Origin of the sequence: Niabella yanshanensis, from assembly GCF_034424215.1 — a bacterium.
In the GTDB taxonomy this organism is placed as follows: domain Bacteria; phylum Bacteroidota; class Bacteroidia; order Chitinophagales; family Chitinophagaceae; genus Niabella; species Niabella yanshanensis.
The window spans coordinates 1,412,082-1,430,927 of the sequence record NZ_CP139960.1 but is presented as its reverse complement, the minus strand read 5'-3'; the positions used below and the strand labels follow the sequence as shown (position 1 = coordinate 1,430,927).

17 protein-coding genes and 1 tRNA gene are annotated in these 18,846 nt (G+C 43.3%); 10 read left to right on the top strand and 8 right to left on the bottom strand.

Going from position 1 to position 18,846, the window contains the following annotated elements:
- Positions 1–11 precede the first annotated feature (11 nt).
- From U0035_RS05630 to U0035_RS05620, 3 genes are read left to right on the top strand one after another with little or no spacing between them, the layout of a single operon-like run.
- Positions 12–2,834, top strand: coding sequence for a glycoside hydrolase family protein (locus U0035_RS05630; RefSeq protein ID WP_211316325.1), 2,823 nt, complete (start codon positions 12–14; stop codon positions 2,832–2,834).
- Positions 2,835–2,864: 30 nt separating this feature from the next.
- Positions 2,865–5,144 (top strand): FAD-dependent oxidoreductase, encoded by a 2,280-nt coding sequence (locus U0035_RS05625; RefSeq protein ID WP_114789052.1) that lies wholly within the window; start codon positions 2,865–2,867, stop codon positions 5,142–5,144.
- A gap of 12 nt (positions 5,145–5,156) precedes the next feature.
- Positions 5,157–6,824, top strand: a complete 1,668-nt coding sequence (locus U0035_RS05620; protein ID WP_114789051.1) for a sodium:solute symporter family protein — start codon at positions 5,157–5,159, stop codon at positions 6,822–6,824.
- A gap of 56 nt (positions 6,825–6,880) precedes the next feature.
- Here the strand turns inward: U0035_RS05620 and U0035_RS05615 are convergent, their stop codons facing one another.
- A complete protein-coding gene (locus tag U0035_RS05615) occupies positions 6,881–7,612 on the bottom strand; it encodes an endonuclease (protein WP_114789050.1) in 732 nt (243 codons plus the stop codon).
- A 175-nt stretch (positions 7,613–7,787) separates the two neighbouring features.
- Here U0035_RS05615 and U0035_RS05610 point away from each other — a divergent pair, with 175 nt between their 5' ends.
- The 6 genes from U0035_RS05610 to U0035_RS05585 all read left to right on the top strand — a co-directional run bounded on the left by U0035_RS05610 (position 7,788) and on the right by U0035_RS05585 (position 12,130).
- Positions 7,788–8,804 (top strand): LacI family DNA-binding transcriptional regulator, encoded by a 1,017-nt coding sequence (locus tag U0035_RS05610; RefSeq protein ID WP_114789049.1) that lies wholly within the window; start codon positions 7,788–7,790, stop codon positions 8,802–8,804.
- 77 nt (positions 8,805–8,881) lie between these two features.
- Positions 8,882–9,925, top strand: coding sequence for a phosphotransferase enzyme family protein (locus tag U0035_RS05605; RefSeq protein ID WP_245957560.1), 1,044 nt, complete (start codon positions 8,882–8,884; stop codon positions 9,923–9,925).
- Positions 9,926–10,014: 89 nt separating this feature from the next.
- A tRNA-Pro gene (locus U0035_RS05600) sits at positions 10,015–10,088 on the top strand.
- Positions 10,089–10,888: 800 nt separating this feature from the next.
- Positions 10,889–11,101 (top strand): NmrA family NAD(P)-binding protein, encoded by a 213-nt coding sequence (locus tag U0035_RS05595; protein WP_211316324.1) that lies wholly within the window; start codon positions 10,889–10,891, stop codon positions 11,099–11,101.
- A complete protein-coding gene (locus U0035_RS05590) occupies positions 11,077–11,643 on the top strand; it encodes an NAD(P)H-binding protein (protein ID WP_327138728.1) in 567 nt (188 codons plus the stop codon). The genes U0035_RS05595 and U0035_RS05590 overlap by 25 nt, the downstream gene beginning before the upstream one ends.
- Positions 11,644–11,866: 223 nt before the next feature.
- Entirely contained in the window at positions 11,867–12,130 is a 264-nt protein-coding gene (locus U0035_RS05585) for a hypothetical protein (RefSeq protein WP_114789047.1), read from the top strand.
- A 90-nt stretch (positions 12,131–12,220) separates the two neighbouring features.
- Here the strand turns inward: U0035_RS05585 and U0035_RS05580 are convergent, their stop codons facing one another.
- The 7 genes from U0035_RS05580 to U0035_RS05555 all read right to left on the bottom strand — a co-directional run bounded on the left by U0035_RS05580 (position 12,221) and on the right by U0035_RS05555 (position 17,756).
- Complete coding sequence (locus U0035_RS05580) at positions 12,221–12,739, bottom strand: DoxX family protein (protein WP_114789046.1); 519 nt, start codon at positions 12,737–12,739, stop codon at positions 12,221–12,223.
- Positions 12,740–12,835: 96 nt separating this feature from the next.
- Positions 12,836–13,678, bottom strand: coding sequence for a helix-turn-helix domain-containing protein (locus U0035_RS05575; RefSeq protein ID WP_114789045.1), 843 nt, complete (start codon positions 13,676–13,678; stop codon positions 12,836–12,838).
- A gap of 55 nt (positions 13,679–13,733) precedes the next feature.
- Positions 13,734–13,805 carry a hypothetical protein gene (locus tag U0035_RS22905; RefSeq protein WP_394365415.1) on the bottom strand — a complete coding sequence of 24 codons (72 nt, stop codon included), beginning with the start codon at positions 13,803–13,805 and terminating at the stop codon, positions 13,734–13,736.
- 172 nt (positions 13,806–13,977) lie between these two features.
- Complete coding sequence (locus tag U0035_RS05570) at positions 13,978–14,460, bottom strand: thioredoxin family protein (protein ID WP_211316321.1); 483 nt, start codon at positions 14,458–14,460, stop codon at positions 13,978–13,980.
- A gap of 5 nt (positions 14,461–14,465) precedes the next feature.
- The gene (locus tag U0035_RS05565) at positions 14,466–15,146 is read right to left on the bottom strand and encodes a peroxiredoxin-like family protein (RefSeq protein ID WP_245957556.1); all 681 of its coding nucleotides are present in this window, start codon (positions 15,144–15,146) and stop codon (positions 14,466–14,468) included.
- A 91-nt stretch (positions 15,147–15,237) separates the two neighbouring features.
- The gene (locus U0035_RS05560; RefSeq protein WP_114789044.1) at positions 15,238–16,536 is read right to left on the bottom strand and encodes a spondin domain-containing protein; all 1,299 of its coding nucleotides are present in this window, start codon (positions 16,534–16,536) and stop codon (positions 15,238–15,240) included.
- A 152-nt stretch (positions 16,537–16,688) separates the two neighbouring features.
- Positions 16,689–17,756: a flavin monoamine oxidase family protein gene (locus U0035_RS05555; protein ID WP_114789683.1), complete on the bottom strand. Its 1,068-nt coding sequence runs from the start codon at positions 17,754–17,756 to the stop codon at positions 16,689–16,691.
- A gap of 181 nt (positions 17,757–17,937) precedes the next feature.
- On the opposite strand from U0035_RS05555, the gene U0035_RS05550 reads away from it, so the two are divergent.
- Entirely contained in the window at positions 17,938–18,828 is an 891-nt protein-coding gene (locus U0035_RS05550) for an AraC family transcriptional regulator (RefSeq protein WP_114789043.1), read from the top strand.
- Positions 18,829–18,846 lie beyond the last annotated feature (18 nt).

Sequence of the window (18,846 nt, the reverse complement as noted above, 5' to 3'; positions counted from 1 at the left end):
CCTGTTTTACAATGAAGCCAGTTGTTATACTTTTTTTTGCAGTGATCACCTGTGTTTATGGTCCGGTATTGGCACAATCGCCAATAGAAAAGGATGGACGGGTAACTATTACATCAGGCGGGCAGGCCTATGATTTTTTACCGCGGTTCATGGTCTTGTTTAATTCTGCAGACCCTGCTCTGGCATTGAAACCTGCGGGGATAGCCAAAGTTTCCTACAATGTGCCTACCTGGAAAACTACGGATACTGCCAACGCGGACTATGTGCAGCAAAAAGTGAGTGAAGCTGTTGCCGGCGATGGATTTGATGATAAGATATTAAGGAGTAAAAATGAGAACAGGACAGCCAATATATATCGCTCGGGAACCAGCTTTTTTTTAACGGCCAATAAAGTAATAGTAACGCTCGATTCAACGCTACTCTTATTCCCGGAAAACCCGTTGTTTGTGCTTAAAGCATGGATAAAAAAAACAAGAAGTGATATTCAGATCCATTTTGTATTAACGCCAAAAGAAGACGGTTTCTATAGCGTAGGCTATATCGGCGCGCCTTCTTTGGATAAGGGTCAGGTGGCAGAACTATGGCAGCCATTAATCTGGACTGAGAAAAGAGCCCCGCAACAGCCTTATATGACTCCCTCTTTCATGGCAACGCTTCCCACCACGTTGGTAAACGATGGTCATCATTCGATCGGTGTAATGGCTGATCCCCGGCACCTGCCTTTTCAGCCGCTGCCTCTTTTGGAGAACAGCCAGTTTGGTATTGCGTTGTGTAATGATGCGGGAAAGCTGCAGCCGCAGGTGTTTGCTCCCGTTATGGGCGGAGCCGGCTCGCATATGAATGCGGGCAACCGATTTTCATTTTCTGTAAGCCTTATTGTAAAGCCTCTTGATATCACCCATACTTATGAGCAGCTGGCTAAAGAAAAAATGGGATTCCGGGACTATCGTACCAATGCAACGGTATCCATGAATACAACATTGGATAACCTGATTGATTATTCGAAAACACATTACGCCTGGTTTATCGACAGTTTAAAAGGCTTTGCTTATTCAACAGATGTGCCCGGCGCGGTAAAAAATGTGTCGAGCCTGAATCCAATGGAGCTGGCTTTGATACGAGATGATAAAGATATGTTTGAAACGAGAGCATATCCTTTAATGGAGTTTATGTTGTCAAGGGAAAAATTTTTGTTTACACTCGATAGTACGCAGAAAATACAATCACCTTCCAGGAAATTAAAAGGACCCATTGCACCCTTGTCCGAATTACAGGTCCTATATAATCTTCTCGGTCGCACCCATTCTTTTTATCCCCTTATGGCTGAAAAAGAATTTGGCGGGGCCCGTGTCCGGAACCTGGATGAAAAGCAAAAAGGAAGAAACTGGATCAATGCCATGTTTATGTTCAGGCTCACATCCGATTCATCTTACCTGAAGCTAAGCATGGAATTGGCGGATCAATACCTGGCAGACAGGGTAGAGAAAAAAATGGAGCAATTTGGTGATCCCATGGTGAGCTCTAACTTTTTCTGGCCTACGTTTACCAATAACTGGTCTGCATTATTGGAATTATATGAGTTGACGGGTGAAAAGCGTTATCTCGATGCAGCACACGATGGCGCGCGGCATTACACTTTATTTACCTGGATGGGACCGCGAATCCCTGATACCCTTGTTACAGTGAATAAAGGTGGTAAAGCTCCCATGTATTGGTACCTGAAATCGAAAGGGCATCGGCAAATGTATTATCCTGAAGAAAAAGTACCGGCCTGGCGTCTTTCTGAAATGGGGCTTACATCCGAATCCTCCGGCACTTCAACAGGGCACAGGGGCATATTTATGTCCAATTACGCGCCCTGGTTGTTAAGGATCGGGTATTATACCCAAGACAGCTTTTTGATGAATGTTGCCAAAGCTGCTGTAGTCGGGCGTTCGGAAAGCTTCCCTGGTTATCATATGAATACCGAAAGAACAACAGCATATGAAAAAGTAAACTTTCCCCTCCACCGGCATAAAGACCAAAGCGTGAACTCATTTCACTATAACCATATACTGCCCATGGCATCTATGTTTATGGATTACCTGGTAACCGATGCTTTTGTAAAAAGTAACGGGCAGATCGATTTCCCCAGCGAGTATATTGAAGGATATGCTTATCTCCAAAACAAATTTTATGGCGCTGCAAAAGGCTTGTTTTTTTCTTTAGGGGAAGCTCAGTTATGGATGCCCTCCCGGCTTTTAAAGACGGATGATATCGCCTTGAATTATATCAGTGCAAAAAAGGGAGATACGTTGCTGCTCGCCTTTATGAACCAGTCCTTAAAACCGGTTACTACCAGGGTTACTGTTAATCCATCCAGGGTTGCTTTGTCCAAACAGGCAGCCGTGAAATTATTGTCACCGCTCGGGCAGGTACAGGCATTAAAGGATAGTTCTTTTCAACTTATGGTGCCTGCATCAGGCATAGCAGCGATAGCGATTCCAGGAGCTGATATTCCCAAAGGTTTCCAGGATCAGCTACTGGGGGCTAAGGCTGGGAGCACTACCGACTATGCCGTGATCGCTGAAGGAAATGCAAAAGCGCTGTTATTTACAATGGGCACTTATGCACGCCGGCTCTATGTTTTCCTGCAGGACGATGATACTAAATGGAATTCAGCAAAACTGGTATATCGTATTAACGGAGCATCTCCTAAAGAGATGGTAAAAAAAGAATATCCATTCGAATTTACGGTTCCGGTGGAGATGGACTTGCCCATCCGTTTTCACCTGCAGTTAACCGGTAAAGATGGAAAACAGGTGCAATCAAAGGAAACGGAGTTAGGTAGATAAATCATAAATACAATACATAAAGAAAATAGAATGATACGTAAAGAGGGAGAAAATAAAAGAAGTTTAAAAGCAGAAGAGAAGCGGGCCGATCTGGCTATCATTGGTGGCGGCATGTCGGGCGTGTGCGCGGCAATAACCGCTGCAAGGCAGGGGCTCCAGGTAATACTGGTACAAGACCGGCCGGTGTTAGGTGGTAATGCCTCTAGTGAAGTGCGTTTGTGGATATTAGGTGCTACTTCTCACCTGGGTAATAATAACCGGTGGAGCAGGGAGGGCGGTGTGATAGATGAAATACTGGTTGAGAATACGTATAGAAACCCGGAGGGAAATCCTGTTATACTCGATATGATCATTTTAGATAAGGTGATGCAGGAGGCCAATATTCAGTTGCTGCTCAACACTGCTGTATATGAAGTGGTAAAAGTGAGTGATGATAAAATTGAAAGTGTTAAGGCTTTTTGTAGTCAGAATTCAACCGAATATTTGATCGGCGCACCTTTGTTTTGTGATGCTTCCGGGGACGGTATACTGGGCTTCCTGGCAGGAGCTGCTTTTAGGATGGGAGCGGAGAGTCGGGAAGAATTTAACGAGCCTATGGCGCCGGACTTAAGTTATGGAGAACTGCTTGGACACTCTTTATATTTTTATACCAAGGATACCGGCAAGCCCGTGCATTTTTCCGCGCCTTCTTTTGCGATGGATGTACAGGCTAATGTGCCACGCTATAAAAGTTTCAATGCACGTGAGCATGGATGTAAGTTGTGGTGGGTAGAATATGGTGGACGTTTGGATACCGTTCATGATACCGAAAAAATAAAATGGGAGTTATGGAAAGTGATCTACGGGGTTTGGGATTATATTAAAAATTCCGGCAATTTTCCGGAAGCGGCGAACTATACGCTGGAGTGGGTAGGTATGATCCCGGGCAAACGCGAGAGTCGCAGGTTTGAAGGAGATTATATATTGTCTCAAATGGATCTGATAGAACAGAGGGTACATGAAGATGCAGTAGCATATGGAGGGTGGTCCATCGACCTGCACCCTGCTGATGGCGTATTCAGCAACCGGTCGCCCTGTAATCAATGGCACAGCAAAGGTGTTTTTCAAATACCCTATCGTTGTTTGTATAGCCGTAATATTAAAAACCTGTTCCTGGCGGGCCGTATTATTAGTGTAAGTCATGTAGCTTTCGGAGCTACCAGAGTAATGGCCACCTGTGGTTATGCGGCGCAGGCTGTTGCGGTAGCAGCAGCGCTGTGTCTAAGATATCATAAAATGCCAGCGGCTTTATTTAATGACAGTCTTCTGCCGGAATTGCAAATGCAACTGATTCGCACAGGACAATTTATTCCGGGATTACTCCTGGATGATGCTGATGACCTGGTGCAGCACAGTGATATAAGGGCCAGTTCAGATTTGCAATTTGTAGGTTTCAATGAAGAAGGATACCAGCTTAAAACCTTGTCGGTATCTGCAGCGCAAATGTTGCCTGTACAGGCCGGCAAAGTGCCCGTTTCCAATTTATTGGTGCATGCTTTTGAAAGAACCGTGTTAAAAGCAGCATTAAGGATCAGTAGCCGGTATGGATCTTTTACTCCCGACCTGACATTAAAGGAGCTTGAAATTGGTGTAGATCAGGGCGCTCATTATATGGAGCTTGATTTTGATACCATTATCGATAAGGATCAGTATGTCTTTATTTGTTTTCAGGCCAATGAGCAGCTGCAACTGGCTTATTCTACACAACGTATTACCGGGATGGTATCAGTATTTAATGGAACCAATAAAGCCGTCTCCAATCACGGGAAGCAGGAAGCGCCTGCAGGGTCGGCGGTAGATAGTTTCGAATTCTGGTGCCCGCAGAGACGCCCCGAAGGGCATAACCTGGCATTACAGCTGGATACGGTTATTTCTTTTAATACCGGCAATATCAGGAATGGGGTCAATCGCCCTACCATACAGCCCAACGCCTGGGTAGCGGATATCGCAGACCCGGAACCCGCTTTGCAATTATCCTGGGAAGAGCCTCAATCAATTAAGAAAATCCATCTGGTTTTTGATACCGATACCGATCACCCCATGGAGTCGGTTTTAATGACACATCCTGAAACAGTAATGCCTTTTTGTGTGAGGAACTATTATATTGAGGATGATAAGGGTAATAAGATTTACCAGAGGCAAGGTAATTTTCATACCATTAATGAAATTATCCTGGATGAACCTGTTATTACTACAAAGCTTAAAGTGGTATTGGAACATCCTTCGGAGCAGGTTGCTGCTTCTGTTTTTTCAATAAGGTGTTATGCATAAATATATTGAACAATGACTGATACAATTGTCGTAATCGTATTTTCTGTTTTTATACTGCTGGTGGGAATTAGCTTTTCTAAAACCGGCAGAAACCTGAAATCATTTTTTGCCGGGGGGGAATCTGTTCCCTGGTTTATAGGTGGCCTTTCGCTGTTTATGAGCTTTTTTTCGGCAGGTACATTTGTAGCCTGGGGAGCCATTGCTTATCAACATGGTTGGGTAGCGGTTACCATCCAGTGGACTATGTGTATTGGCGCCCTGATTACCGGCCTTTACCTGGCTCCCAGGTGGAAGGCTACAGGTAACCTGACAGCTGCAGAGTTTATCAAAGCAAGATTGGGTAGTAAAGTGCAGAAGATCTACATCTACATTTTTACTATTGTATCGGTATTTATTAAGGGCTCCGTATTATACTCTGTGTCGAAACTGGTGTCTGCATCGCTCGATTATCCTTTGGTACCGGTTACCATCATACTGGGTATATTAATGATCTCTTATACTGCAGTGGGCGGGCTCTGGGCCGTGATGGTAACAGATATTTTACAATTTGTGGTGCTTACGGCCGCTGTATTGATTATTTTGCCATTGGTGTTTAACGAAGTAGGAGGAATAGATCGTTTTCTGGCCAAAGCGCCGGAAGATTTTTTCAGTTTGACTAACGGGGAGTATACCTGGGGCTTCATCTTTGCATTTGCCATCTATCATATTTTTTATATAGGTGGCAACTGGACCTTTGTGCAGCGTTATACCAGTGTGGATGCGCCTAAAAGCGCTTCTAAAGTGGCTTACCTTTTTGCCGCCTTGTATATACTGAGCCCTATACTATGGATGCTTCCCCCCATGACTTACCAGGTTATAAACCCTGGCTTAAATGGCATTGATGCCGAGAATGCTTACATCATGGTGTGCAAGCAGGTATTGCCGGCGGGTTTGTTAGGTCTGATGTTAACGGGTATGTACTTTTCTACATCGGCATCGGCTAACACGGCGTTGAATGTGGTTTCGGCTGTATTTACCAATGATATCTATAAAGGCTCTATCAATCCCCAGGCCAGCGATAGGAAACTGATGTTTGTAGCGCGGGCCTCTTCCTGGTTTTTTGGCTTATTCATGATAGTGATTGCTTTGGGAGTGCCCTATATTGGAGGTATCGTAGAGTTTACTTTAAGTGTGGGGGCTATAACCGGCGGGCCGCTGTTATTGCCACCTATATGGGCTTTAGTCTCTAAACGTCTTAGCGGAAAAGCCACCCTTTGTATAACTTCTGTATCACTCACCATCAATCTTGTATTTAAAATGCTCCTGCCGTTGATCAACGGTTATAAGCTTTCTCGGGCCAACGAGATGCTGTTGGGTGTATTATTGCCACTGGTAATGTTAGTGATTTATGAATTATGGGCCAGGAAAAAAATAGCCACCAGCGCCGATTATAATGAGTACCTGGCGTACAAAGCGGCAAAAAAAGCAGCCGCGGTGCAAATAGACGCAGAAGAGAGGCTGGCTATTAAAAAGCAAAATGTATTTGGTTTAAAGATGATCAGTTTTTCCCTGCTGTTTATGTCGGTGCTAATGCTGGTATTGGCTTTTATTACTTCAAAAGCCACTGGCCTGGTGGTTGGTATAGCCATTGCCATTATGCTGGGTGCTATTATACCGTGGCGGGCGTCAAAGCGGTCGTAATTGCAGGACCTAAAACAGGTGGTTTTGTCTTTGATCCCCATAGCCAACCTCATGTATCAGTCGTAAAGCTTTTGACATACGGGACAAAAAAAGGTTCGCCGCCGGGTTGTTCCAAGGTACTCCTTTTGCATAGGGCCTTTGCAGCGGGTGCATGTTTTTTTGGTATGCGCAAGCCAGTGTTTTTTTAACACATACGCTTTCTTCCATTTCAGGAAATCAAAACTGTAATTCCGCACCTCATCAATTAACTCGCTCAACTTTTGGGGTGGTAAACTACCAATTTTACTGAGCGGATGTATTTTGGTACGGTAGAGCACTTCATTTTTGATAATGTTTCCTGATCCTGAGAAAATATCCTGGTTTAACAATGCATCACAGGCAAGCATAGCAGGTGCTCTTTTTAATTTTTTTCGCGCACTCTTTGGGTCCCAGTCTTCTGACATTACATCTGCGCTCCAATCATAGGTATCATCAAGCGGCTCTTCAATTATTTTTACCGAGCAGGCATAAAAATTAATAAAGCCATTTTTAAAGCTTAGCCGCAGTCGGGGCGTGCCCTCTTTTTCTTCATTAATACGGTAAGAGCCAAAAAGGAGGAAGTGAATACGAATACTAAAATCTTTAAAACAAATAAGGAAATGCTTTCCCCAGCTTTTAAAGTCAATGATCTTTTTTCCTGTGGCCCGGTCAATGGGTAGAGTACTATTGCCGGATACGGCTATAACTTTTTGTCCGGCAAACGGAGTAACCAGCTCTTTAAGAATGATGATAGATGGACCTTCGGGCATTGCTTTTTAGGAAGTAATTACCAAAAGAATGCCATTCCAAAGAATGGAATGGATAAGTGCCTGTTTTTTTCTGACAGATTAATGCTGTGGACGCTGACGGATATGGGATCGTTTTTTATTGTTGGAACCTTTAGTTTTTTTCTATCTTTATTGTGTCTAGTCATCCGTCCTGTTTATGAGTGATATACCTACTATAAAAGAAATAGCAAAAAGATTGAATGTTTCTGTATCAACGGTTTCCCGGGCTTTAAACGATCATCCGAGAATCGGTTTGAAGACGAAGCAAGCCATTCAGAATCTCGCAAAAGAGTTGAATTATGAGCCTAATCCTAAAGCCATTTTCTTTAAGCAAAAGAAAAGCTTTGTAATTGGGGTAATTCTTCCACTCATTGCTGAGGACTTTTTTTCCAAAAGTATCAGCGGCATTGAAGATGTGGCGATGGAGCACGGATATACCATATTATTCGGGCAAAGTCACGACAGCATAACCAAGGAGCAGACGGTGATAGAAGCAATGGTAAAGCAGCGTATAGACGGATTGCTGATCTCACTTTCAAAAGAAACCAATAAATACAATCACCTGGAGGCATTGGATAAGTATAATATACCCGTAGTATATTTCGACCGGGTACCGCCTTTTGAAAGGGCCAGCAAAGTATTTTGCAGTGTATACAAGGGTACGGAACAAATGATTGAATGGCTGTTCAGGCAGGGGAGAAAGCGTATTGCTTTTATTAACGGCCCCGATGAAATTGCTGCCAGCCGGGAACGTTTAAAAGGGTATATGGATGGGGTGTCTAAAAAGAAGCTTAAGATTGATATGCAGATGGTAGAGAAAACAGATTTGTCGGAGGCAGGCACCCAACTTGCTGTGAATAAGCTGCTGAACTTAAAAAGACCACCAGATGCTATCATTAGTTTTAACGACTATGTACACCTTGATGCGGTTAAGTTTGCTTTGCAGAAAGGCGTAGTTGTTAACGAGGATATCCTTTTCGCCAGTTATGCGAACATATCTGCCAATAAACATGCCGCTTATCCACCGGTTGTATCGTTGGATCAGTTCCCGTATCAACAGGGGCAAACTGCTATGAACATGCTAATCGATATTCTCAATAAAAAGCAATTGGAGGGCGCTTCCCAGGCATCATTTGAGCAGGTTGAAGTGCCGGTTTCGCTGGTATATAGCTGATGTTAAACTTATACAATCGTTTGCGCAATTTTACTATCTCTGTATAGTATACCTTTATCTGAAATGTAACCGGAGATATGGATATCATGCATAGTGTGCTTGCCAGCTATGGTTTTAATAGAGATAGCTATACCATCGAACGCTTTGGGAACGGCCTTATTAATGACACCTGCCTTGTAAAAAAGGAGGGTGACAGGTATATTCTTCAGCGAATCAATAAAGCTGTTTTTAGTAACCCTTTGCTTATAGCAGAAAATATTGAGAAAATAGGAGCTTATCTGGCAAAAATTAATACCTCTTATTTTTTTACTACACCCTGCAAAACCTTGGCCGGTGACAGTATTGTTTGTGTCGAAGATGGCTATTACAGGATGTTTCCTTTCGTAAGCGGTAGTCATACCATAGATGTAGTACAGACACCTCAGCAGGCTTTTGAAGCTGCAGCTCAATTTGGTCAATTTACCCGTGTGCTATCGGGAATGGATATTCATTCAATTAATATTACCCTCCCTGCTTTTCATGATCTGGCTTTACGGTACAATCAGTTTTTAGAGGCACTGGTGAAAGGCAATGCGGCGCGGATAGCAGAAGTGGCCGGTCTGGTTCAACAGTTAAAAGAGCAGGCTCATATTGTTGATGAGTACAATCATATACTTCATGATAATGCATTTAGATTACGGGTAACCCATCATGATACCAAGATCAGTAATGTGTTATTTGATGAAGAAAATAAAGGGCTTTGTGTGATTGACCTGGATACAGTAATGCCTGGTTATTTTATAAGTGATGTAGGGGATATGATGCGCACCTATTTATGTCCGGTTAGTGAAGAGGAAAAAGACTATAGTAAAATAGAGATCAGGGAAGAATTTTACTTCGCTATAGTAAATGGTTACAAAACTTTTATGGAGACTGAGCTTACTGATACAGAAAAACAATATTTCTTTTATGCCGGTAAATTTATGATCTACATGCAGGCATTACGTTTCATTACCGACTATATCAATAATGATGTATACTATGGAGCCCGTTATCCCGGGCATAATCTTGTCAGAGCCACCAATCAAAGCATTCTATTGCAGCGTCTTTTAGAGAAGGAGCCGGTTTTTTCTGCCCGGTAAGAATTATTCAATAATTTTTACCGTTCTCTTTGATTATTAAAAATATTTCCTTTACATTTGCAACCCATTCGCATAAAGCGTAGCGGATCCGGGAAGTAGCGCAGGCCGGTAGCGCACCTGGTTTGGGACCAGGGGGTCGCAGGTTCGAATCCTGTCTTCCCGACTAAAAATAATAAAGCTCACATTTTTGTGGGCTTTTTTTGTGGCCGGTTTTGCCGGTTGCGGCCGGGCCAGGCCAAAAAAATGAAAAAATATCGGATCGGGAGAATTGAAAAAAATATCCGTCTGCTTCATAATGAGAAGATGGTCCAATTATTTGATTACCATTTGAGAATATTCTGTTTTTTTAATTAGTTTGACGCTATTTGAACTGATGTTTTAATCAATAATTGTGTTTCGGAGAGCGATTTTAATCATCAGGAATTAAATCATTTTGTATGTAAACGGAAACAATATTTAGCATCGACTTTTGAAAAAAATAGTGACCCTCTTTAAAGATTATTCAAGAGATTTGCGGCATTCTTAAAGAACTTACATTTCATTTTGCGCGTCATACATTTGCTACAACTGTTACCTTAAAGAACCAGGTTCCTATGGAAACTGTCAAAGCATTGCCCGGACATAAAAATATAGCACGACCAAAATTTATGCTGAAGTAGATGAAGAAAAATTATCGAAGGCATGTCAGGAGTTGAGAGCAGGCTGCAGGCGGGGTAAGAACAAGGAAAAGGAGGAATTGCAACAAGTATCCCTATATACCCGCGACCGGCTTGAGCGGTTTTGTCTATTAACCCTGTTGTTTTACAGCCAGCATCCGGGATTTTTTACTAGCTTTACAGCATTCAAATTGTTTTATAAATATATGGCTACCCGAAACAAAAGCTATTAACAGCTTTTGTATAAGACACGGCCATACCCGCAGGTGTCCCGGAGATTATTATTCCTATTTATAAAACAAAACTCATGATATCTATTTCTAAGATCGCCGTAATCGGCGGAACCGGCAAATCAGGCCAGTACCTGACCCGGGAACTCATCAGGCAGGAAATTCCTTTTCGCATCCTGTTACGCAATCCCCAACGTTTGATATCAAGAGCCCGCTGGCAACCGTCGTGCAGGGCGATGCCAGAAATGGCGATGCTATATTGCGGTTGTTACAAGGTTGCGATGCCGTAATCAGTATGCTGGGCCAGCCCGCGGGCGAACCACCTATCTTCAGCCAGGCTACCGGCAATGTACTGGCTGCCATACAGCAATATAATATTGGCCGGTACATCGTAACCACAGGTTTAAATGTTGACACGCCTGCCGACTATAAAAGCGACCGTGTACAAGCAGCTACAGAGTGGATGAAAACCTGTTATCCGCAGACCACGGCTGATAAACAAGTGGAGTACGAGGTATTAAGTAACAGTAGCGTAGACTGGACGATGATGCGGTTACCTATGATTGCACAAAGCAATGAAGAAGGTCTGCTTGCAGTAAGCCTTGCAGACTATCCGGGCGAACAGATCAGCGCCGGCCGGTTGGCCCGTTTGCCATTGCCCTGTTGCAGAACGGGCAATATAGGCAACAGGCACCCTTTATCGCGAACGGGAATAGTATCAGCGTATAAATACATCTTAAAAAGCCCGGCCTTCATGCCGGGCTTTCACCGGTTCAAAACTAGTGGCCAGGAGGCTGGCTTCTTTCGTTTCCATCATACCCCACTCGTATAGGTTGTGATTTACAAGCCTCATCGTCTTTCAATTTTGAACTTATAAAATAACATGAAAGATGATCATTCAATTTTCCCTACCGGCGTACAAAACCAATCAAATTCAGCTAATCGGTTAATAGTACTCTCTGATCTTGCAGATTTTAAGCTTGTACTACTCGCAGGAGTAAAGCTTCTGTTGAAAGAGATAGTGGGAGAGCCTGACAAACGATGGGTAAAAACTCATGAGCTTCGAAAGCGACCTGCAAAAGCGCAGCGGTGTCAAAACTGATATTTCAGATGGCGACTTTTTCCTTCGCAAAAGTGTACAGGATAAAAATCTTCGGATTCTGAAACGCGGGAAGTTCAGGCATTTCGAAGAAGCTGAAGGGCCTGAACTGTTACTACTTAATCCGCAAACAAAGTGGTTTGACCTGATGGGTGAACAGGTAAATGAAGCGGAACTTATTGGCCTGCCTCAAATAATTTTCCTGTCCGCTACAGTGTAAGTAGCTTCAACTGGGCCATTCGCAAGATCAATCGGAATATTATTGCTTGGAAAAGTTGATATAGCCTGTATTGACATTTTTTGATTACCATTAATTGCAATCCTGAATATCCGGCTGGAGCGGTTCTTCTCTGGCCCCGTTACGTTTGACTGTCAAAGAGTCAACCGACAACTTACCTGCCCCAAATTCTATCAAGATCAACAGTGTGGCGATATAAAGCAAATTAATCTCGTATCCGGGAGGGCCAAACTTTGGCCCATTTTCATCCAGGCTGATGGTTTTTACGGAGCTGTATCCGAATTTGTAATGGATCGTAAATAACGCAGTAAGCATGGTTATAATTAATGGTATCGATACTATGCTTACGAGAATTCCAAGAATGAGCGCCAATCCCCCAAGAACTTCGACTGTAATCGCCATCCAGGCCAAAACTTCCGGTGCAGGGACTTTTATCTGGCTCAATAGTTTTGCAAAGCCTTCGGGGCCCTTAATCATCTTCGCGATTCCATGCGCAAAAAAGCCGAATCCAACGACAATTCGCAGGATGGCAGGCGCCCAGCTATCATAAGCTTTTTGGTTGGGGCTGAATATTTTGATTACGTTTTTCATCTTATTTTTTTAATTTTCCAGCGCTTAGGTAATTGTTTATTACTCACTCAACTACAAGAAATTATTTCATGCCCCCGTTTTGTTCGTTAACAAACATTATCGCTGATTCTTGAATTCTGAAATATTTGTCCCCGAGTAAGCTTTGAAAAACTTACTAAAATGCGCATGACTTTCAAACCCTAGCTCAAATGCAATTTCTTTCGCAGACTTTTCCGTGTAATACAGGTACCGTTTGGCTTCCAGTATAATTCGGTTTCGAATCAGGACCGACGGCGGCCGTTGTTTTAATAGCGCAAAGACATTGCTCAGCGTTTTTGGTGACTTGTTAAGAGCAGCAGCGTAAAACTTAACCTCATGCTGTTCTTTAAAATTGCCTTCCAGTAGCAAGGAGAACTTCCTGATGATATCCATTCTTTCGTCCGGAAATTCCGAATAACTCTCACATTGAGCCTTAGCCATCCTGGTCGCTTTTATTATAACTCGTTTTAGCAACGTGCGCAGCATTTCTCCCTGGTAATTGTCTTTTATCACCATCTCACTAGAAAACACTTTTTCAAGATGCAACATTTCCTCCGTTTCATCCTTATCCAGCATGATGAACATGGGATGCCTGATTCCATAAAAGAGAAAGCCTACACAGCCGACCTCGGTATCGTGTTCAACGATGCAGTAAAATTCACGATTAAACTGCCATGCAGTCAAGGTTTCGGGATGTTTAAATCGGAAATGCTGATTGGAAACCAGGGGGAGAATACAGCCTCCGGGCATTGTGTAGGTTATTTCGTCTATAACGACTTGCTGAGCTGCCCCCTTATTGTAAACAAAAGTATTGATGGGGTACGTACTGAGCCTACTTAGGCCATGGCCTCCGAAGAATTTATTGCCACTGTGCATGACAAAACGCGCCGATGTCGAGTTTTCGCTATATTCTTTGATCATATCTAGTGTTATTTCTGACGGGATAACCCGGGTGGATGATGAATGCCTCCCGCTGTCAAAGTGCACTGATCGTCACTCCACCATCAACGACCAGGTTGTGGCCGGTAATAAACGATGCTTTATCCATGGCCAAAAACGCAATTGCCGCCGCAATCTCTACATTTCTACCAGAAAATAAAACCTCCGCACCCAAATCTAAGTTCCCTGACCACCGCTTCTCCAATCCCTTTCGACCCACCGGTTACCAATGCCTTCTTACCTTTTAAACTCCACTTTTCCATCTTGTTAAATTTAAGAAATCATTTCTTGCTGCCTTCTGTCCGCACTTCTTTGCCGAGATTAATCAACTTATTGCTATCTATATAGCCAATCTGTTTTTTGATCAGGTCACCTTCCGGGGAAAAGAATAACAGCGTAGGATATTCATTGACAATCCATTTTTCTGCTAAGTCTGTTCCTTCGCCTTTTTCCATGTCAACAGTGTAGTTGATAAAATGGGTGTTGAAATAAGCTGCTGCAGCTTCGTCCTTAAACGTAACCTCTTTAAGCTGCCGGCACGGTGCGCACCAGGTAGTAAAAGCGTCTACAAAAATGTATTTATTTTCTTTTTTTGCCCTGGCTGCGATATCTTTCCATTTTCCATCCGCAAATTTAATCTCCCTGGGTTTCGCAAGCTCCTGTCCGGATTTTTCGATTTGACAAAAGGATATTGTTGATGTTCCCGTTATTATCAAAAACAGGGCCATCGACACCCACTTTGAAAAGACCTTGGTATTCTCCATAATCTTTACTTAATATCTTTTTTAATGGTGGTAGCAACGGTTTTTAAAAGTTCGGGGTTAAGCCGCTGTTTGAAATCAGGATTGATGTATTCAAATTGAATAACGCCGGTTCGATCCAGGATAAATACGGATGGAACGGGAAGTAACATATCCTTGTTTTTCGCCTCCGTTGTTTTTGATAACATGTCCCAGTACCCTTTCGGAGCTTTAAATGCGATTCCAAATTTCTTAGAAAGATCCAGATCTGCATCCGACAACAAAGTATAGCCCAGGCTCTCTTTTTTTACGGATTCGGCCAAACCTCCGGGTGCGTCCGTGCTAACGGCAATTAATTGATAACCTAGTTTTTTCAGTTGCGGTGCTGCTTGTTGCAGACCTGCAAGTTGCTTGGAACAATATGGACACCACCCACCCCGATAAAATATTAAGATTGTCGGCATTTCCGAAACCATTTTATTTAGATCAACTTGCTTGCCTGAAGCATCGGGCAGCATGGCCATAGGTATTTTTTCTCCAATTAACAATGGGCTAATATCCTCGGGTTTTTGAGGAATGACGTACTGGATTTCTTTACCTTCGCCACCGTGCACCGTCGTGGATGATGCTGATGAGTTGTTTATTTCCTGGCCGTGAATTACACCCATCGAAAAGACTAGGCAGATAGCTATAGTGATATGTTTAAGCATTGCGTTCATTTTAATTTTTGATCTGTATTTATTGCCAAATGATTAATGAAAGCGGGAAGTATGACATTGAGTCCATACTTCCCGCCTGAAGTTAATTAAGGGTAACTTTAATTATCTGAGATATTGCCGGCAGCGTCGTAAAAGCATTGGGGTTAGGTACGGCTTCAATGTCTTTGTTTTCTTCCAAAGGGGTTCCAGATAAATTAAATTGTGTAATACCTGCACCGGGAAATTGGTTAATTGCGGTGCCATTGTCGAATAAGCCTATTGAGGATGAAACGTCGCCTTTCTGCATTGCATCTACACCGTTGTCTTTTGAGGCAAAGAACCAGTCATTGGAAAATCCATACATCGTTGCAATTGCTATGCGATCACCCTGGGTAACATTTACTGATTGAGAAACACTACTGCCAGCTTGACCTCCAACTTTCGGGAGTAGGACTGTGGTGCTTGCAGCAGGCAGAATATATACTTCTTTCACAGCTTGAACGGTCTTCAGATAAGCTGCCAATCCGCTTGCATCGCCTTTCTGAGCAAGCTCCTTCAACCCTTTGCCCTGATCCATTTGGCCGGTTTTATAGATTGGGTTTTCGCTGCCACTATAGACTACTACCAGCACGGGCGATAAAGGAGTGAAGATGCCTGTTTGTCCGGTTAGGTAGGTGCTGAGAACGCTATTGTCGCCCATTTCAGCAATGTTTGTCAACCCATTGGCGGTGGGTTTGCCTGCTTCATAAAGAGGGTTGGGGTACAGCAGGTTTCCTCCGGCGATATACGAGATCGCCCAAACACCAGGACTAAAAGGGGTTGGATTGGATGTCGATCCCGAGGTATTGGTAATAGTCACTGTGAAGGTTGAATTTCCCTCATAGTGCAAGCTTACCTTCATTAAAGAAGCAGCACTGGCATAGCTATTGCCCTGAGCGTCTGTTCCGTTCACTTCAGTGACGTTTTGGGCGCCCGACGCGGTACCGGGATGCGAAACAGAAGCGCCCGGCATCTGGTTGATCCGGGTACCATTGTCCCATAGCCTGATTTGAGAAGACACTTCGCCTTCAATGGGAGTGCCGTTATCCTGATACAGTTCTATTCCCGGATTTGCAGGTGCAAAAAAGAGGTCATTGGACCAGCCATACATTGTTGCAAACGTCAATGCTTGTCCTTTGGCAGCTGAAAATTGAAAAGATACAGATTCGCCCGGCACAATCAATGGCGATGCGCCATTATTCTTAAAAGTCCCCGATTCCACCAGTGGCCGGGAATCTAAAACATTCTCTATAGTGATGGTGGCTGCCGATGTTTGCGGCATATTTTCATTATCCTTGTTGCATGCCGAAACTAAAAGAGGGAATGCAAAGACCGGAAGCCATGCTGAATTTTTAGGTTTCATGATTTCATTACGTTTGTTGTACGACAAAAGTAGGTTAGGAGGTAGCCGGGGAAGGCGCCGGTTTTTCCCGTAAAGTTGTCTAAACTTCCCGAAAATGCATTTAGACCGGTATGTCAACATTCTAAAGTTAAGCGTTTACCTTGCAACACCAGTTAATTGTATTGAGCAGGCATCTTTTCGGATAAGCTCCGAGCTGCTACTACCGCACCTTCCATATATCCTGCAAATTCAGTCGCTGTTTCCGTGTTGCAAAAGTGAAGCCTGTCTTCCATATAACTTTCCTGTAAGAACGGATGCCCATTGTTCTGGTGAGGGCGCATGATTATTGGATTGCCGGCAATGAGATACTCTTCATTCCATATTTTGTCATGATAGGTTAGTGGGTTTGAAGCATTTTCTCCCATCAACTCCGTTAATTGCCTTAAAGTATACTCTCTGCGAACTTCATAAGTATAGGCGGCCGCTGATGCGTTAAGAAACCCGGTAAATCCGAACCTGTTTTGCTCTGCATTGGTATGATCGTACATTTCCACAATGATCCCTGCGTGGCTATACAACATACCGGAGTAGCCATTGTTGCGCCAGAAGGGTGTGTCATATTCCAGCACAAATTTAATAGCGCCTGCCATCCAGGTCTGAACTGTTGGCAGCACTTCGCAAAGGTTAAAGGGCAGTACCGGATCGAAGCGAATTGTTTGGGCGGCTAATTGTGGCGGAATGCAAATAGCCACATGGCTGGCAGATAGGAGCGTACCATCCTCTGTTTCCACTACAAGTGCTCTCTCGGTCTGTTTAATAGAAACGGCTTTGGTGTTAAGTTGTAGATTCTCCTGAGATAACTTAGCTACTAACGAATCGGTAAGCATTTGAGTTCCACCGGCTATTCTGTACGAAGGCGTTTCTGCCTCCGGCACAAAAAACTCTTGAGGAGGTTCAAACGATTTGGTTTGGAATAAAGAAATTCCTTTTGAGAATTGAGGAAACCGTTTCAAGCCCAGATCATCGATGAGAGAAATTAAATTGGGGTGCATATCAGAAAACCAGGTGGCACCAAGCTCGAGAGGTGTATCATTTTTTCCCCTAACTGTTTGTATACGACCGCCCCATCTTTGAGCAGCTTCTAAAATAGTTGCCTTAATATTTTGTTTGGAAAGCAAATAAGCGAGCGTTAATCCACTGAGGCCTCCCCCAATGATAACTACTTGTTTCTCGTATTTCATGTAAAAAAAATAAATGAGTCGATTATGAAGATGCAAAATTCGGTAAACATACAACTCGAATAGTGTAACAATCAGCGGCACAATGGTAATTTTAAGCAAAGTTCCCACCCGGCTCTGTTTTTTTGTACTTTAGCCTTGCATAAACGCATAGTTATCCGGTTGTGCATTTAGAGGAAATGCTATGGCAAAAGATAAAGCAAGCAAGATCAATGAGTATCATCTTAACCGGTACCAGCCAGACCGTCCGCAGCTGGCCCTTCATGATTTGAACCATTACATCAACCAGCACAGCGGTGATACCACCCGGCCCCATATCCATAGCTATTACCAGGTGATCTGGTTCACGCGTGGAAAGGGTAAGCATTTCATTGATTTTAAATCCTACGATGTGGCGAACAATACTATCTTTTTTATCGCTAAAAATCAGGTGCATTATTTTGATAGTAATACCCATTATGAAGGTATCTTAATTCATTTCAATGAATCATTCCTTGTACAGCAGGAGAATGAGACTGACTTTTGCCTTAAGTGTAATTTGTTTAACAATCCTTATGATCAGCCCGCTTACTGTTCGGGTGACGGAATGGATGGTCTTTTGAATGTCTATATAAAACAGATGAAAGAGGAGCTGGCGGCAACGGCGGGATTTGGGAAAGAAGAGCTTTTGCGCATTTATTTGAAAGCATTCCTTATTCAGTTGCAGCGTCGCAGGCAAGCAGAGGGAGATAAGCAGGTCCAGGTTTTAGATGAAAAGCGCTTGCAGCTCGTGAAATTTGTAAACCTGGTAGATGAGCATTATAGCAAAGGATATTCAGTTTCTGAGTACGCTAGTATACTGCTTGTTTCTACACGCACCTTATCTGATTTAACACAGCATGCGCTAGGCAAAACACCTTCTCAGTTAATACAGGAACGAATTGTATTAGAGGCGCAACGCTTGTTGTTACATTCGGGGCTCAACATTAACCAGATTGGATACCGGCTCGGATTTGATGATCCGTCTTACTTTGTAAAGTACTTTAAGAAGCACACCAATATATCTCCCACCGAATTCCGGAAGGCTATTTCCTAAAATTACCATCCATTTTCC

Excerpts from the sequence above, each read along its gene's own strand:
- U0035_RS05630 (WP_211316325.1), top strand. The coding sequence starts at position 12 with ATGAAGCCAGTTGTTATACTTTTTTTTGCAGTGATCACCTGTGTTTAT.
- U0035_RS05625 (WP_114789052.1), top strand. The coding sequence starts at position 2,865 with ATGATACGTAAAGAGGGAGAAAATAAAAGAAGTTTAAAAGCAGAAGAG.
- U0035_RS05620 (WP_114789051.1), top strand. The coding sequence starts at position 5,157 with ATGACTGATACAATTGTCGTAATCGTATTTTCTGTTTTTATACTGCTG.
- U0035_RS05615 (WP_114789050.1), bottom strand. The coding sequence starts at position 7,612 with ATGCCCGAAGGTCCATCTATCATCATTCTTAAAGAGCTGGTTACTCCG.
- U0035_RS05610 (WP_114789049.1), top strand. The coding sequence starts at position 7,788 with ATGAGTGATATACCTACTATAAAAGAAATAGCAAAAAGATTGAATGTT.
- U0035_RS05605 (WP_245957560.1), top strand. The coding sequence starts at position 8,882 with ATGGATATCATGCATAGTGTGCTTGCCAGCTATGGTTTTAATAGAGAT.
- U0035_RS05595 (WP_211316324.1), top strand. The coding sequence starts at position 10,889 with ATGATATCTATTTCTAAGATCGCCGTAATCGGCGGAACCGGCAAATCA.
- U0035_RS05585 (WP_114789047.1), top strand. The coding sequence starts at position 11,867 with ATGAGCTTCGAAAGCGACCTGCAAAAGCGCAGCGGTGTCAAAACTGAT.
- U0035_RS05580 (WP_114789046.1), bottom strand. The coding sequence starts at position 12,739 with ATGAAAAACGTAATCAAAATATTCAGCCCCAACCAAAAAGCTTATGAT.
- U0035_RS05575 (WP_114789045.1), bottom strand. The coding sequence starts at position 13,678 with ATGATCAAAGAATATAGCGAAAACTCGACATCGGCGCGTTTTGTCATG.
- U0035_RS05570 (WP_211316321.1), bottom strand. The coding sequence starts at position 14,460 with ATGGAGAATACCAAGGTCTTTTCAAAGTGGGTGTCGATGGCCCTGTTT.
- U0035_RS05565 (WP_245957556.1), bottom strand. The coding sequence starts at position 15,146 with ATGCTTAAACATATCACTATAGCTATCTGCCTAGTCTTTTCGATGGGT.
- U0035_RS05560 (WP_114789044.1), bottom strand. The coding sequence starts at position 16,536 with ATGAAACCTAAAAATTCAGCATGGCTTCCGGTCTTTGCATTCCCTCTT.
- U0035_RS05555 (WP_114789683.1), bottom strand. The coding sequence starts at position 17,756 with ATGAAATACGAGAAACAAGTAGTTATCATTGGGGGAGGCCTCAGTGGA.
- U0035_RS05550 (WP_114789043.1), top strand. The coding sequence starts at position 17,938 with ATGGCAAAAGATAAAGCAAGCAAGATCAATGAGTATCATCTTAACCGG.